At 46.4% G+C, this 13,285-nt stretch carries 10 protein-coding genes; 8 read left to right on the forward strand and 2 right to left on the reverse strand.

The features are described 5' to 3' along the window. The first annotated feature begins 188 nt into the window (after positions 1-188). The gene (locus tag ACG1BZ_RS11380) at positions 189-1,289 is read left to right on the forward strand and encodes a SagB/ThcOx family dehydrogenase (RefSeq protein ID WP_413665739.1); all 1,101 of its coding nucleotides are present in this window, start codon (positions 189-191) and stop codon (positions 1,287-1,289) included. 175 nt (positions 1,290-1,464) lie between these two features. Here the strand turns inward: ACG1BZ_RS11380 and ACG1BZ_RS11385 are convergent, their stop codons facing one another. Then, complete coding sequence (locus ACG1BZ_RS11385) at positions 1,465-2,127, reverse strand: TetR family transcriptional regulator (protein WP_413665740.1); 663 nt, start codon at positions 2,125-2,127, stop codon at positions 1,465-1,467. A 272-nt stretch (positions 2,128-2,399) separates the two neighbouring features. On the opposite strand from ACG1BZ_RS11385, the gene ACG1BZ_RS11390 reads away from it, so the two are divergent. The 6 genes from ACG1BZ_RS11390 (at position 2,400) to ACG1BZ_RS11415 (ending at position 11,540) form a co-directional block, all read left to right on the forward strand. Continuing rightward, complete coding sequence (locus tag ACG1BZ_RS11390; RefSeq protein ID WP_413665741.1) at positions 2,400-3,584, forward strand: efflux RND transporter periplasmic adaptor subunit; 1,185 nt, start codon at positions 2,400-2,402, stop codon at positions 3,582-3,584. 11 nt (positions 3,585-3,595) lie between these two features. Further along, complete coding sequence (locus tag ACG1BZ_RS11395) at positions 3,596-6,778, forward strand: efflux RND transporter permease subunit (RefSeq protein WP_413665742.1); 3,183 nt, start codon at positions 3,596-3,598, stop codon at positions 6,776-6,778. A gap of 411 nt (positions 6,779-7,189) precedes the next feature. Beyond that, positions 7,190-7,558 carry a hypothetical protein gene (locus ACG1BZ_RS11400; protein WP_413665743.1) on the forward strand — a complete coding sequence of 123 codons (369 nt, stop codon included), beginning with the start codon at positions 7,190-7,192 and terminating at the stop codon, positions 7,556-7,558. Between the two features lie 471 nt (positions 7,559-8,029). Beyond that, the gene (locus ACG1BZ_RS11405) at positions 8,030-8,782 is read left to right on the forward strand and encodes a class I SAM-dependent methyltransferase (RefSeq protein ID WP_413665744.1); all 753 of its coding nucleotides are present in this window, start codon (positions 8,030-8,032) and stop codon (positions 8,780-8,782) included. 171 nt (positions 8,783-8,953) lie between these two features. Beyond that, positions 8,954-9,727, forward strand: a complete 774-nt coding sequence (locus tag ACG1BZ_RS11410) for a hypothetical protein (protein WP_413665745.1) — start codon at positions 8,954-8,956, stop codon at positions 9,725-9,727. Between the two features lie 148 nt (positions 9,728-9,875). Then, positions 9,876-11,540, forward strand: a complete 1,665-nt coding sequence (locus ACG1BZ_RS11415; protein WP_413665746.1) for a hypothetical protein — start codon at positions 9,876-9,878, stop codon at positions 11,538-11,540. Between the two features lie 100 nt (positions 11,541-11,640). On the opposite strand, the gene ACG1BZ_RS11420 is transcribed toward ACG1BZ_RS11415, so the two are convergent. Next, positions 11,641-12,234 (reverse strand): FMN-dependent NADH-azoreductase, encoded by a 594-nt coding sequence (locus ACG1BZ_RS11420; protein ID WP_413665747.1) that lies wholly within the window; start codon positions 12,232-12,234, stop codon positions 11,641-11,643. Positions 12,235-12,347: 113 nt separating this feature from the next. On the opposite strand from ACG1BZ_RS11420, the gene ACG1BZ_RS11425 reads away from it, so the two are divergent. Further along, a complete protein-coding gene (locus ACG1BZ_RS11425; RefSeq protein ID WP_413665748.1) occupies positions 12,348-13,268 on the forward strand; it encodes a LysR family transcriptional regulator in 921 nt (306 codons plus the stop codon). The last annotated feature ends 17 nt before the right edge of the window (positions 13,269-13,285 follow it).

Genomic DNA, 13,285 nt, shown 5'->3' on the forward strand with positions numbered 1-13,285 from the left:
CCCTATGCTCTGGGAGTTTGTGTCACAGTCTACACTACCTGTTAATAGAAGGTAGTTTTTCACAAAAAGTGAGATGGCCCTTGAAAATGAGGGACCTCTCACTTAAGGCTAATACAGACAAATCAAGAATTTAGCGATTCTGCCTTTCTAGTTTTTTTACCACTTCTAGTAAATATGATGGTTAAGCGATGATGAAAGGCGTTGCTTTATTAGATAATTTCTTTCTCTATTTCAGTGAAAATGAAGTCATCTTGTGGGATGTTGTTCATCACGATCAGTGGGCTTTGGATAAAGAAACCCTCATAAATATTCTGGATAAATTTTATTCCGATGTGCAGACAGGAGAAACTAAGGCAGCAGATTTCCTTCAAAGTAATGGAGCCTTCATCAGTGGTGATTTAGCTCGGAAACAATGGGGTTGGGATGTACTATCCTGGTTTTACCATTATGGCACCAAGCTTTCGTTACCGCCCTCGACTGAGGGCAAAGAAGGGGCTAGTGAAGATCCCAGGGTATCTTGGGTAGGACAGTATGTTGACTACTGTAAACAGGTGCCGGAAAAGGCTAAAGGCAAGTACAATTATCCAGAAGTGGATATTCCACTGAATAGCTTTCCTACCACCAATCAGTTGGAGTCTGTGTTTGGGACCCGGTTTTCTTCACGAAAATTTGTACCGGGTACCACTTTAAAACGTGAGCTTTTGGAAAAAATACTTTTTCATTGTGTAAAATTTCGTACTTCTCCGTTTGTTGAAAAGTTTTATAAGGCCCACTCAGACAAAATAAATTATTTTGGATATTTTCGCAGCAGCCCTGCTGGCGGCGCCTTACAAGCTACAGATATTTACCTGATAGTGCATTCGGTACAGGGGATTGATCCTGGTATTTACCTTTACAATCCAATTGATCATGGATTGACCAAAGTCGGAGGTCCTGTTAGCCATGATAAGATCCGCCGCTTGCTGGTCGGTCAGCCCTATGCCGAGGGTGCCGCAGTTAATATTTGCTTTGTCTGCAAATTTAATCGGTTCTGGTCCAAGTATCGTCATTCCCGTATCTATCGGATGGCTTACCTTGAAGCCGGCCATCTATCTGAGAATATATTTCTCTATGCACACTCTCTTAAGCAAGACGTATTTATAGCGGGCGCTTTTTACGATGAAGAGTTTGAGAGTCTGCTGAAGTTGGATAAAGACAGTGCCATGGTCTTCTTTATGGCTATTGGTGAGGGAGAACATGCTTGTTTTCCTGTTGAGTACTTGCCTTCTGATTCAACAAAATTGGTTTAATGGGTAATAGTTAAGTGTTTTTGTTAGATAAGAGCGCTTTGACTTCGCTGTAACCAATGATTTAAGGGTCAAGATAACGAGTGGGGGCTTTCCTATAAACAGTGAAAGAGAAAAGGTATCTATGGTGAGGCGAGCACTGTAAGGGAGTATGCCCCACCGACATTGATAAGGTGCGTTAGTGCAGGGTGTGGACCAACCGTGAACTTAAGCGCATGGTGGGGGAGAAGCGGATCATATCGATTAGAGAGTCGATATAGCGTTCACCGAGTTCGCCGATATCTTCAATTCTTGAGGATAAGAGCCAAGTTTCAATCACACCGAACAGGCCACCGTGTAACATCTGCATCGCGAGGTCTGTATCAAGATCTTCGGGCAGTTGGCGCTCGGATACTGCGAGGGCAATTAGTTGTGCCATTCGCTCAAGCCCGCGGGTGCGCCCTTGCTTCATACGCAAGTGGGCTTCATTGTTCTCGGTAACCTTTTCTTCGCAGGGATGGAAGATAATCTCAAGTACTTGCTGCCACTCTGGGTTACAAGCAATTTCCTGAAACAGCCACACCCAGCGGGTTCGCAGTGTACCGAGGGGATTGGCGTTGAGTTGCTCGCCGGCGTTATGACAAAGTTGTTCGCCGGGTAGTACCATGCGTTCTGTCAGAGCGAGTAGCAAACCGGTTTTGCTGTGAAAGTGGTCGGTAACAGCACCGCAACTAACTCCAGCCAGCTTTGCGACCTCGGAAAGGGAAGGGCGACACACTCCATATTCATGAAACACATTGAGCGCGGCGTTTAATATACGCTCACGAGTGGTTAAAATTTGCTCATTTCTGCGTTTGGTCATAGGGAACAGCGGCTTCTTTAATCAATTATTAGTTTCACTCTGGCTCATTTTTGCAGCATTTAACCGCAAGTGTGCAAAGGGATTTTATGTGCAAACCCCTGAATATACTGGGTGAAAGTGCATGTTAGATGAAAATTGCACGATTATGAACAGTTGATCCTGTTTCCTACGTACTCATAAAATGCCACGCTACTTTACTCAGATTTCCTTGTCACTTAAAAATTCCGCTAACTGCCAGTATTTTGTCTGCGCAGTCATTTTTAGAGGTAACCATGTTAAAAGCCCGAGCTCTCACCAGCCTTTTGGTCGCTTCCGCATTGTTGGCGGGATGTAACGAGGAAGCTTCGGCTCCACCGGGAATGGCCCCCCAAGTGACCGTAGTCACACTTCAGTCGGAATCCGTCACTCTTACCAGGGAGCTGCCGGGCCGGACTTCACCCTTTAAAGTGGCCGAGGTTCGCCCGCAGGTTAATGGCATCATAAAACGCCAATTGTTCCGTGAAGGCGGCCAAGTTAGTGCAAATCAGCCGCTTTACCAGCTAGATGACGCTCTTTATCGTGCTGACGTCGATAGTTCCAGAGCAAGTTTGCAAGGCGCAAAGGCGGCTATGAACATTGCTCGCCTCAAAGCCGAGCGCACCGCGAACCTGGTGGGGAATGGTGCTGTCAGCACGCAGGAAAATGATGCTGCGGAAGCCGATCTTCAGGAGGCCCGAGCCGATGTAGCCGCAGCTCAGGCGGAGCTGCACAGGGCGGAAATCCAGTTGGAATATGCGCGGGTCACCTCTCCGATTACAGGCCGAATTGGCAAATCTACAGTTACTCAAGGCGCTCTGGTAACGGCCAATCAGGCCGGAACTTTGGCTACTGTGCAGCAACTAGATCCGATCTATGTTGAGGTTACCCAGTCGGCAGCTGAACTTGTTAGCCTCCGCCGAGCGCTTCAAGCGGGCACATTGGCCGACGCCACTCATCTACCTGTGACAATCCTATTAGAAGATGGCAGCAAATTTGAACACCAGGGCAAGCTAGAGTTTGCCGAAGCTAGTGTCGACCCCTCAACGGGCAGTGTGTTGTTGCGAGTAGTTGTTCCAAACCCGGATACCATGCTGTTGCCGGGTATGTATGTGCGCGCAATTGTCGGTAGTGGTGTCCGTGAAGACGCAATTTTGGTACCTCAACAGGGAATCGCGCGGGACCCTAAGGGCAACACCTCAGCCATGGTTGTTAATGAGGAAAATATGGTTGCCCAGCGATCTGTGCGGGTTAGTCGTACGATTGGCAATCGCTGGCTAGTGGAAGATGGGCTCGAGGCCGGGGACCGGGTCGTAGTTGCCGGGCTGCAGAAAATTCGCCCGGGAGCCCCGGTACAGGCCAGCGAGCGCGAAAATGAGCAGCTGCCGGCGGCTGAAGGCGATCAACAGGCTGGCAAAGCGCCCGCACAGCAGGGGTCTTAAGGGTAGGGGTTATGGCAAGTTTTTTTATCAATCGGCCCATCTTTGCCTGGGTGCTGGCAATTATCACGATACTGGCAGGTGTGTTGTCTATCGGCGAGCTGGCAGTTGAGCGCTATCCAAATATCGCGCCACCGTCGATCAATATTGAGGCAAATTACCCGGGCGCTTCCGCCAAGGTGGTTGAGGATTCGGTTACTCAAATCCTTGAACGCAACATGAAGGGCCTCGATGGTCTCCTTTATATGTCCGCCACCAGTCAATCCAACGGTGGCGTTTCAATCTCTTTAACTTTCGAGAATGGAACTGACCCGGATACGGCCCAGGTCCAAGTGCAAAACAAAGTGCAACTGGCGATGCCGCTGCTGCCACAGGAGGTCCAGGTACAAGGAGTAAATGTTAGTAAGTCTCGAGGTGGCTTCCTAATGGTTGCCGGCTTTGTGTCTGAAGACGGCAGTATGAACCGCAATGATATTGCTGACTATATCAATTCGGCCATTGTTGACCCGATCAGCCGGGTACCAGGCGTGGGCAATGTGCAGGTATTTGGTTCCAAGTACGCGATGCGGATCTGGCTCGATCCCAATAAGCTCACTACCTATGAACTTACCCCTGGTGATGTTACCGACGCAGTGCGGGCCCAAAATGCACAAGTTACGGTCGGAAGCCTCGGTGCTGCCCCCTCTATTCCAGGGCAACAGCTAAATGCGGCAATTACTTCCCAGGAACGTTTGCAAACCCCTGAGGAGTTCCGGGATATTATCGTCAGAGCCAATGACGATGGCTCGCTCTTGCGCCTGGGAGATATTGCTCGAGTTGAGCTAGGTGCGGAGAATTATGAGTTTATTTCCCGTTACAATCGCCAGCCTGCAACCGGCATCGCTATTAACTTGGCGACTGGGGCCAATGCCCTGGAAACTGCTGATGGGGTGAAAGCCAAGTTGAAGGAGCTGGAGGCTTACTTTCCCCGAGGCCTGACTTCGGTAGTACCATTCGATACGACACCGTTTGTTGAGGCATCTATTAAGGGTGTTATCTCTACCTTGATTGAAGCGATCGTCCTGGTGTTTCTGGTGATGTATCTGTTTCTTCAGAACTTCCGTGCCACGTTGATTCCGACGATTGCGGTACCAGTGGTGCTAATGGGTACTTTTGCCGTGCTTGCTTCGCTGGGATTCTCAGTCAATATGCTCACGATGTTTGCCATGGTGCTTGCAATTGGCCTGCTTGTGGATGATGCCATTGTGGTGGTGGAAAATGTCGAGCGGGTGATGCGGGAGGAAGGGCTCTCCCCTAAAGAAGCCACTAAGAAGTCGATGCACCAGATTACTGCGGCACTGATTGGCATTGGCGTAGTTTTGTCGGCAGTGTTTGTGCCTATGGCATTTATGGATGGCGCCACCGGCGTGATCTACCGTCAGTTCTCCGCCACGATTGTTGCCGCTATGGCGTTGTCAGTGTTGGTGGCGATTATCCTGACACCAGCGCTTTGTGCGACCTTGCTGAAACCAATATCCAAAGGGGAGGGGCATGGGGAGAAGGGCTTTTTTGGCTGGTTCAATCGCAACTTTGATCGAGGTAGCAAGCGCTATCAAGGTGGAGTGCAAGGTATTTTGAAGCGCAGCGGTCGCTTTATGCTGTTGTTTGTTGCGCTTTCCGCAGTCATGGCCTTCCTATTCCTACGGTTGCCCAGCTCGTTCCTGCCGGATGAGGATCAGGGTGTGCTGTTCTCCATGGTGCAGGCGCCAGTGGGGGCAACCCAGGAGCGCACTATGAACTCTATCCGAAAAGTAGAGGACCAGTTCCTGAACAATGAGCAGGGTATCGTGAAATCAGTATTCTCGGTACAAGGGTTCAGCTTTGCCGGTAGCGGGCAAAATACCGGTATTGCTTTTGTAAATTTGGAAGATTGGTCCCAGCGCGAAGAAGAGTCTCAGAGCGCTGGGTCTGTCGCCATGCGGGCGATGGGTGCCTTGATGCAAATTAAAGATGCGATGGCTTTCGCTTTTGCACCTCCGCCACTTCCCGAGCTGGGTTCTTCTGGTGGTTTCAACTTCTATCTTCAGGATAATGGCAGTTTGGGTCATGAGGCTTTAACTGCAGCCAGGAACCAGTTTCTGGGAATGGCCGGGCAGAGTGAACTTTTAGCTAATGTTCGCCCCAATGGCCAAGAGGATACACCACAATTCCGAGTACAAATTGATAATGCAAAAGCCGCTGCGCTTGGGTTGTCTATCGACGATATTAACAGCGCCTTGAGTACAGCATGGGGCGGTTCATATATTGATGACTTTATCGATCGCGGGCGGGTAAAACGAGTGTATATGCAGGCTGATGCTCCCTTTAGGATGGTCCCGGAAGACTTCCAGTTATGGTCAGTGCGTAACGATAAGGGCGATATGGTACCGCTATCATCCTTTGCCAGTTTTGGCTGGGAGTACGGTTCCCCCCGCTTGGAGCGCTATAACGGCGTTCCCTCAATGCAGGTTAATGGGCAGGCTGCACCCGGAGTCAGCTCTGGTGAGGCAATGGAAGAGGTTGAGCGTCTAGTGGCGCAGCTACCCGCTGGTATTGGTATGGAGTGGAGTGGTCTTTCATATCAAGAGCGCTCTGCTGGAGCACAAACCCCATTGCTGTATACCTTGTCCCTTTTGATTGTGTTCTTGTGTTTGGCTGCTCTCTATGAAAGCTGGACAGTGCCGACAGCAGTACTATTGATGGCTCCTTTGGGAATCCTGGGTGCGGTACTGGCCAATAGCCTAAGGGGCATGGAGCGCGACATTTACTTCCAAGTGGCGATGCTGACTACAGTGGGGCTAACCAGTAAAAATGCCATCCTGATTGTGGAGTTTGCCAAACAGAACCTGGAAGACGGTATGGAGTTGGTGGATGCCACGATGCGAGCTGTACGGGACAGGTTACGCCCGATCTTAATGACATCTCTCGCTTTTGGTTTGGGGGTGTTGCCCTTAGCCATAGCAACCGGAGCTGGCTCAGGTGCCCAAAGGGCAATCGGTACCGGTGTGTTCGGCGGCATGATTGTTGGAACTCTACTGGGAATCTTCTTTATCCCACTGTTCTTTGTTGTGGTGCAGCGGTTGTTTGGCAAGAGAGTGCAAAAGCAGGAAGTGGAGCTGGCTAAACAAGACATCTCGTCAGAAAAAAGTGAGAGAGTAGAAGCGGCCGAAGCGCTTTAACAGAGCTTTAACTATAAAGTAAATAAAGCCAGGCCAGGTTAATGGGCCTGGCTTTTTACTTTCTGGCCCCCCATAAGTCACAAGATCCCTGAATAGGGTGCTACTGCCAGTCTCAAGATACAAAGTGAACCTCTTTAGTTCCAGCTCCGCCAACATGTGATCGTTTTAAATTATTCGCTGAAGTAATGAAGCATTAGCAATGATTTAAATCAAGAAGCCGAATAGTGTTTGGAGTCAAAATGCTAATCCCAGGCAAGGTGAGTAGCTATCCATACATGATTTAGCCTCACTTCCAAGCTAGATAGAGTGCAGTATAGAAGCCTGATATGGACGTTCATAGATTATTACTTCTATGGGGCCACCGATATTGCATAAATGTTATTAGCAGATAATTTAAAGTGAAGAGTCGGAATGGATTTAAAAGTTAAAGAAGGTCAAGTGTGGAAATATGATAATCGAGAGGGCGAGGAGAATTCGCGGGTTATCATATTAAAAATTGAAGAGTCTAAGGACGATTCAATGGTGGTACATGCTCAGATTTCAGGCATTAAAATTTATAACCCTAATAGTGGAGAGGTCATTGAGGAAATTACTCATATGCCGTTTTCAATTGAGGCACTAGGGGCAAGCATATCTGAACTAATGGGGGAGTGTGAGATACCTGATTATGAGGACGGCTACAATTCATGGAAACGTGAATATATTAATGGCAATGCTGGCGTGTTCACTATTTCTATAGGAGAGGCAGTGAAGTATATGGATGATGCGGTGAATAGCTAACAATAGCCTTTTTACTACATTTCAAAAACAAATATCCTTTTATGTGATAACCGTCTCAAACTTATAGCCCCTAATTAAAGTTGCAGGGGCTCAACGCATTGAATTATATCGAGAAGGCAACTCTATTCGTTTAGTAAAAGCTCATTATTTCTGATAGTTCAGTTGGCAAAATGCAGTGCCTTGGTGGGTTGCTTATACTTATCTATCAACCATATATTGTGGAATCAAGTTGCAGCTAAACAGGATTGGGGTCTCTGTAAGAAATACTTAACCTGAATGAAGCTGACTTACCAAAGACGTCAATATGCTTTGAGTTCCTTGAGGATGGAAGTGGTACACCGGTACCCTATAAATATTCGTTTTGGAAAGACATTTCTTGATACAATCGTCTCGTATTCGTGGTGAAATGGAATTGCTTATTTCAAATGGCCTTAGATTTGGAGTGAGTGAGGTAGTAGCGGGAGAATGTCGATGTTTATTGCTGACTCTGACAAAGAGTGGGAAAAGTTTGGCAAAGAAGATGCTTATTACGGTGTTCTAACCGAAGAAAAATTTAGGAAGGAAAACTTAACAGATAGCGCAAAGCAAGATTTCTTTAAAACGGGACAAAGCCATGTTCACAATATACTGACAAAAGTGAAACGGCATGTAGATGATGGCTTTGTCGTCAAAAGGGCGCTTGATTTTGGCTGTGGAGTTGGAAGAGTAGCGATCCCTTTAGCGTATATTGCTGAAGATGTTACAGGTGTTGATATATCTGATTCGATGCTTATGGAGGCTAGAAAAAATAGTCATGAGCAAGGCTTAAAGAATATTGAATTTGTGAAAGCTGATGAGAAGCTTTCTCTTGCTCAAGGGAAATTCAACTTCATACACTCCTTTATAGTGTTTCAACATATTCCTGTTAAAAAAGGGCAAAGACTGTTTCGTCTTCTGCTTGATAAGTTAGAATCGGGTGGGGTTTGCGTTGCCCATTTTTCATACACCAAAACTTCAAAACTGAAAAGGTTGACTTCATTTTTGAGCAGTACTGTGCCTTTTTCAGGGAATATCCTTAACCTTCTTAAAGGCGATCCTTTTATGGCTCCAAGAATGCAGATGAATAACTATGATTTAAATAGGTTACTTTCTCTGGTTCAAAGGGAGGCTATGTCAAATTGCTATCTGGATTTCACGGATCATGGTGGTGCGCTTGGGGTTTCACTCTATTTCAAAAAGGTGTAAAGAGGCGGCAGGATTTGCAAGCATTGCTACTGGTGCCTTAGAGAGAAGAACAGACCATTTCAGAGGTAAAGGGTTGAAAGATCTGGATTATTAAAAATCTTAGTTCTACGAGCAAGTACTGTCATGTAGTCGAGAATATAGAAATAAAACTAACAGTGGTGGGAGATAATTGTGGCCGACATGAATCCTTTAGACTTATGTTATCCCCTTATCGAACAAGTTAAAGGCATATATTGGCTTCCATTTCGTAGGGCATCATCATTTCAATATTTTTTGGGAGACTGGAGCCTTTCATTTTTCGGGCAGAGACGGCAAAAAGTCTTTGACAACAGCAAGTATGCGCCAGTTGCTACCCTTATCGATGAGAGCCATAGTTATTCCAGGCGCGATAAAATGAAGTCTCAGTGGGGGAGGGAGTTTTCTTATATCTCGTTTTGCCTATACCCGCTCTCAACGATCTGTAGTGTGAAAGTGGGGTTGGCTGATTTTATGATTGTTGGAGCTGCTTCCTTTGATTTCCGGGTAATTCAGGTAGGGGAGTCAACTCAATCTAGGCTTTTTAATGTTTCTGACCATAATCAACTAAAGCAGTTTATTTTCAAAATGCATAATGAAAGCTGTGATAAATTGCTGGAAAAGGGTTATCACGATTCCTTTACTGCATGGGGTTTGGATGAGATACAAGAGCACAAGATTAAGGGGAGAAGCTGGTATGAAGTTGTTGATGGAAGCCGAAATCTAAATTGGCGCTTTAATTTATATACCCAGTTGTCAGACAGACACCTCTTACAAATTACCTACGAACCGAGCCACTTCTGGCCACCGTACCATACCCCAAGTAAAAAAGCTTTACGAATCAGCAAATCCCCTTTGTGGGATTTTATGGATAACCTGAAACTGTCCAAAGTGAAGAAGGACTTCCCTGTGATAAAGTCTATACCTTAGAGGTAGAGGTTGGATGCCTATTGATGCTTTCTCGATAGATAGGTTCTGCTGAATAAAAAGTTATAATAAAAAATCTATTTGAGATAGTGATAGAGACTCTACTTGTGTAAGCAGGGTTAAGCGAATTTAGAACTTGCTGGAACTGAATATGTTTGATGTAAATTCTCTGGACTTAAGATTCCCGATCATTGAGCAGATAGATGACATATATTGCTGTCCATTTAGTTCCTCAGAGAAATATCAGTATGATTTAGGTGGCTGGCATTTATCATTTTATGGAGAATCGAGAGCGCAACCTGGTGAGAACTCTAGATATACCTCACGTTATACTCCTATTCACAGTGAAGAAAGTTATTCAAAGTTCAATGATACGGAGCCTCAATGGGATGATGAGAGTCCTTATATTTGGTTTAGGCTTCATCCTATTGCGGCGATTGCTAGTTTAGGACCTGAATGGAATGAAGCTTGGACGATAGGAACTATTGCCCTGGATATCCGAGTAATCCAGATACGAAAACCGGCCAAGCCTGGAACGATCGATATTTCTGATCATAGCCAGTTGAAATCGTATATTTTCAAGCAGCATAGTGACAAGCAAGACCTGCTACTGAGTATGGGGCATCTAGGTTGCTTTAGTGCGGGTAACATGGATGAAATCCAAGAGCACGAAATCAATGGGCGGAATTGGTATGAAATTATTGATGGGAATCGAAACTTAAATTGCTGTTTTAACTTGTACACCCCCCTGTCAGATAAGCATCTTCTTCATGTTGCATATATAGTTAACCAATTCTGGCCACCGTACCATATGCCTAGTAAAAAAGCTTTGCAAGTAAGTAAACTTCCCTTGTGGAGTTTTATGCAATGTTTGGAACTCTCTAGTGCCGATGAAAGTTTACAAGTAGAAGCCAGCACTCTACAGAACGATACCGCCAGGATTGAAGAAGAGTGGCCAAGAGGGGTGGATAGTGCGGACTTACTAGATTTAGATCTCCCAATTATATTGCAAGTTGATGATATCCATTGGCTGCCATTTGATAGAGCGCCGGTGCACCACTACGACCTAGGTGATTGGCATCTCTCATTTTCTGGAAAAAGGAATCTACAAGCTCAAGCGGGCAATGGTGGTGCCCCTTATACTACGCCTATACAAGATGATGAAAGTTACCCGAGGTTTAATGGTGATGAGGCTCGGTGGGAGGATGAAAGTTCATACGTATGGTTTAATTTTCATCAGATTATGGCTCAATGCAGCGTCAAGTTTGGGGAGGATTGCGCTTTAACTATTGGGACCGTTTTCTTTGATGTACGAGTGATTCAGTTATGTGATCCAGCTATGCTTCGAATCCACTATCTTCCTGATGGGGACCAATTCAAGCAGTTTATTCTTGGTATGCTCATTCCCCACTCGAAAGGTGATAATACTCAAGGGTTCAAGATTAATGAGAGGACTTGGTACAAAGTTGGATATGACGATTATGGAAAAATTGATCTTTATACCTGCTTGTCAACCAAACATTTCCTTCACGTCGCCTACAACGATGATCAGTTCGGTTTAGATGGGTGGTATCACTCTCATACCAGGAAATCTGGGAAGCTCGCCAAATCCCCCCTTTGGAGCTTTATGGAAAATTTGAAGCTTTCTAAAATTGAGGAAGGGAGCCAGGTTCTAACCGGCACGGTGGAGCAAAAAGCCGGTCACGCCGAGGAGAATGCCCTAGAAGAGATATCTAGCTATACCGAAATGAAGGAGAGAATTGGCACTATAAAAAAAGAAAGAGATCTGCCTTTCGTTGATGAGTCAAGCTGGTGAAAGTTGATACTGACTTGCTATGTTCAGCTTTAACAACGTAGCGGGCTATTTTTTCTGATTGAGGCAGAGGGGGGGGGAATCTGCCCCCCCAAGTCACGTTTCACACTAGCTCAGCAATACGCTCTTTTGCCGTGGCCAACGCCTTCTCCTTTGCTTCATCTCCCATTGCCAAGCCTTCAGCATAGACAAACTCCACATCAGTAATGCCAATAAACCCAAGGAACTGTCGAAGATAATTACTTTGGGGATGATCATCACCATAAACACCACCTCGTGAAATTAAAACGACGGCTTTTTTGTTCCTTAATAAGCCCTCAGGGCCGTTTTCGGTATATCGGAATGTTACCCCGGCACGTGCAATAAAGTCGAAGTAGGTGTGCAAATTAGACGGGACGTTGAAGTTATACATCGGGATACCTAGCACCAGCAGATCTGCCGATGATATCTCCTCTATCAGCTTGTCCGAAAGTTCTGCAATTTCACTTTGCTTGTTTGAACGGCTATCAGCTGGCGTGTTGTGGGCTTGAAAGTGCTCCAGGCTCAGATGAGGTACAGGCTCGGATACCAAGTCACGATGGATGATTTCATCATCCGGGTTATTAGCCTTCCAGCTCGCTATGAAATTGTCCGTAAGTTGAGATGACTGGCCGTTCTCTTGAAAGAGGCTGGACTTAATGTTGAGTACCTTTGCCATGACTGCTTCCTCGTAACTAACTTTGTATGAAGCTATTGAAACATTCATTAAATTGATTAAAAATTAGAATTATTTGCTTATTTCTATCTAAAAATTCGATCATGAGCCAACAATTGACACAATTAGCAAACCCAAAGATCACTCTTGAGCAGTGGCGTTGCTTGATAGCGGTAGTTGAAGGGGGAGGGTATGCAAAGGCCGCCGAGCTTCTGCACAAGAGTCAGTCCTCGGTAAGCTATTCAGTGCAGAAGTTGGAATCACTACTGGCTGTAGCGGTTTTCACTATTAGTGGGCGCAAGGCGATTCTGACTCCCGCAGGTGAGATGCTTTACCGGCATGCAAAGCAATTGCTGGAGGATGCCTCTGCAATAGAGCAGGCCGCTGGCCGGGCGTCTGCTGGGTGGGAGTCCCAGATTGCGATTTCTGTAGAGGTGCTATTCCCAATATGGTTGCTACTGGACTGCCTTGCGCTATTTGGTGAAGAGAGCCCCCAGACCCGTATTGAAGTCCATGAAATGGTGATCAGTGGTGCTTTGGAGGCTTTAAATGAAGGGCGGGTCGATTTTGCGATCAGTCCTAGAATCCCCCAGGGCTACAACGGTGAGTTACTACCGGCTCCTGCCCGGCTTGTTCCCGTGGCGCACCCCAGCCATCCCCTACATAAGTTGGATCGCCCGTTGACAATGAAAGATCTCCGTAATCACCGGCATTTGGTGGTTCGGGATACTAACCCCCAGCGCGGAAGTAAAACGCTTACGGTTGACGTCGCTAAGCGATGGACGCTAAGCAGCATGTCTTCTTTGATCAGAGCCGCCTGTCAGGGGTACGGTTTCTCTTGGTTACCGGAAGATAAAATTCTTAATGAGCTTATTGAGGGAAGTCTTAAACCGTTGCCCCTTGAAGGAGGAGGTAAAAGAGAGGTCCCTATGTATCTGATCTTTCCTAACCGGGATGATATCGGCCCCGGCGCACTGAGATTGGCAACTATTATCAGGGAGCGTTTGCAGGATCTGTCTTCCCCGGAGAGTTCTTAAGTAAGAACCAGGTCGGT

Source organism: Microbulbifer sp. CNSA002, from assembly GCF_047324085.1.
Taxonomy (GTDB): domain Bacteria; phylum Pseudomonadota; class Gammaproteobacteria; order Pseudomonadales; family Cellvibrionaceae; genus Microbulbifer.

What these genes read in the sequence shown, in the direction of transcription:
- ACG1BZ_RS11380 (WP_413665739.1), top strand. Translation starts at nt 189, where the DNA reads ATGATGAAAGGCGTTGCTTTATTAGATAATTTCTTTCTCTATTTCAGT.
- ACG1BZ_RS11385 (WP_413665740.1), bottom strand. Translation starts at nt 2,127, where the DNA reads ATGACCAAACGCAGAAATGAGCAAATTTTAACCACTCGTGAGCGTATA.
- ACG1BZ_RS11390 (WP_413665741.1), top strand. Translation starts at nt 2,400, where the DNA reads ATGTTAAAAGCCCGAGCTCTCACCAGCCTTTTGGTCGCTTCCGCATTG.
- ACG1BZ_RS11395 (WP_413665742.1), top strand. Translation starts at nt 3,596, where the DNA reads ATGGCAAGTTTTTTTATCAATCGGCCCATCTTTGCCTGGGTGCTGGCA.
- ACG1BZ_RS11400 (WP_413665743.1), top strand. Translation starts at nt 7,190, where the DNA reads ATGGATTTAAAAGTTAAAGAAGGTCAAGTGTGGAAATATGATAATCGA.
- ACG1BZ_RS11405 (WP_413665744.1), top strand. Translation starts at nt 8,030, where the DNA reads ATGTTTATTGCTGACTCTGACAAAGAGTGGGAAAAGTTTGGCAAAGAA.
- ACG1BZ_RS11415 (WP_413665746.1), top strand. Translation starts at nt 9,876, where the DNA reads ATGTTTGATGTAAATTCTCTGGACTTAAGATTCCCGATCATTGAGCAG.
- ACG1BZ_RS11420 (WP_413665747.1), bottom strand. Translation starts at nt 12,234, where the DNA reads ATGGCAAAGGTACTCAACATTAAGTCCAGCCTCTTTCAAGAGAACGGC.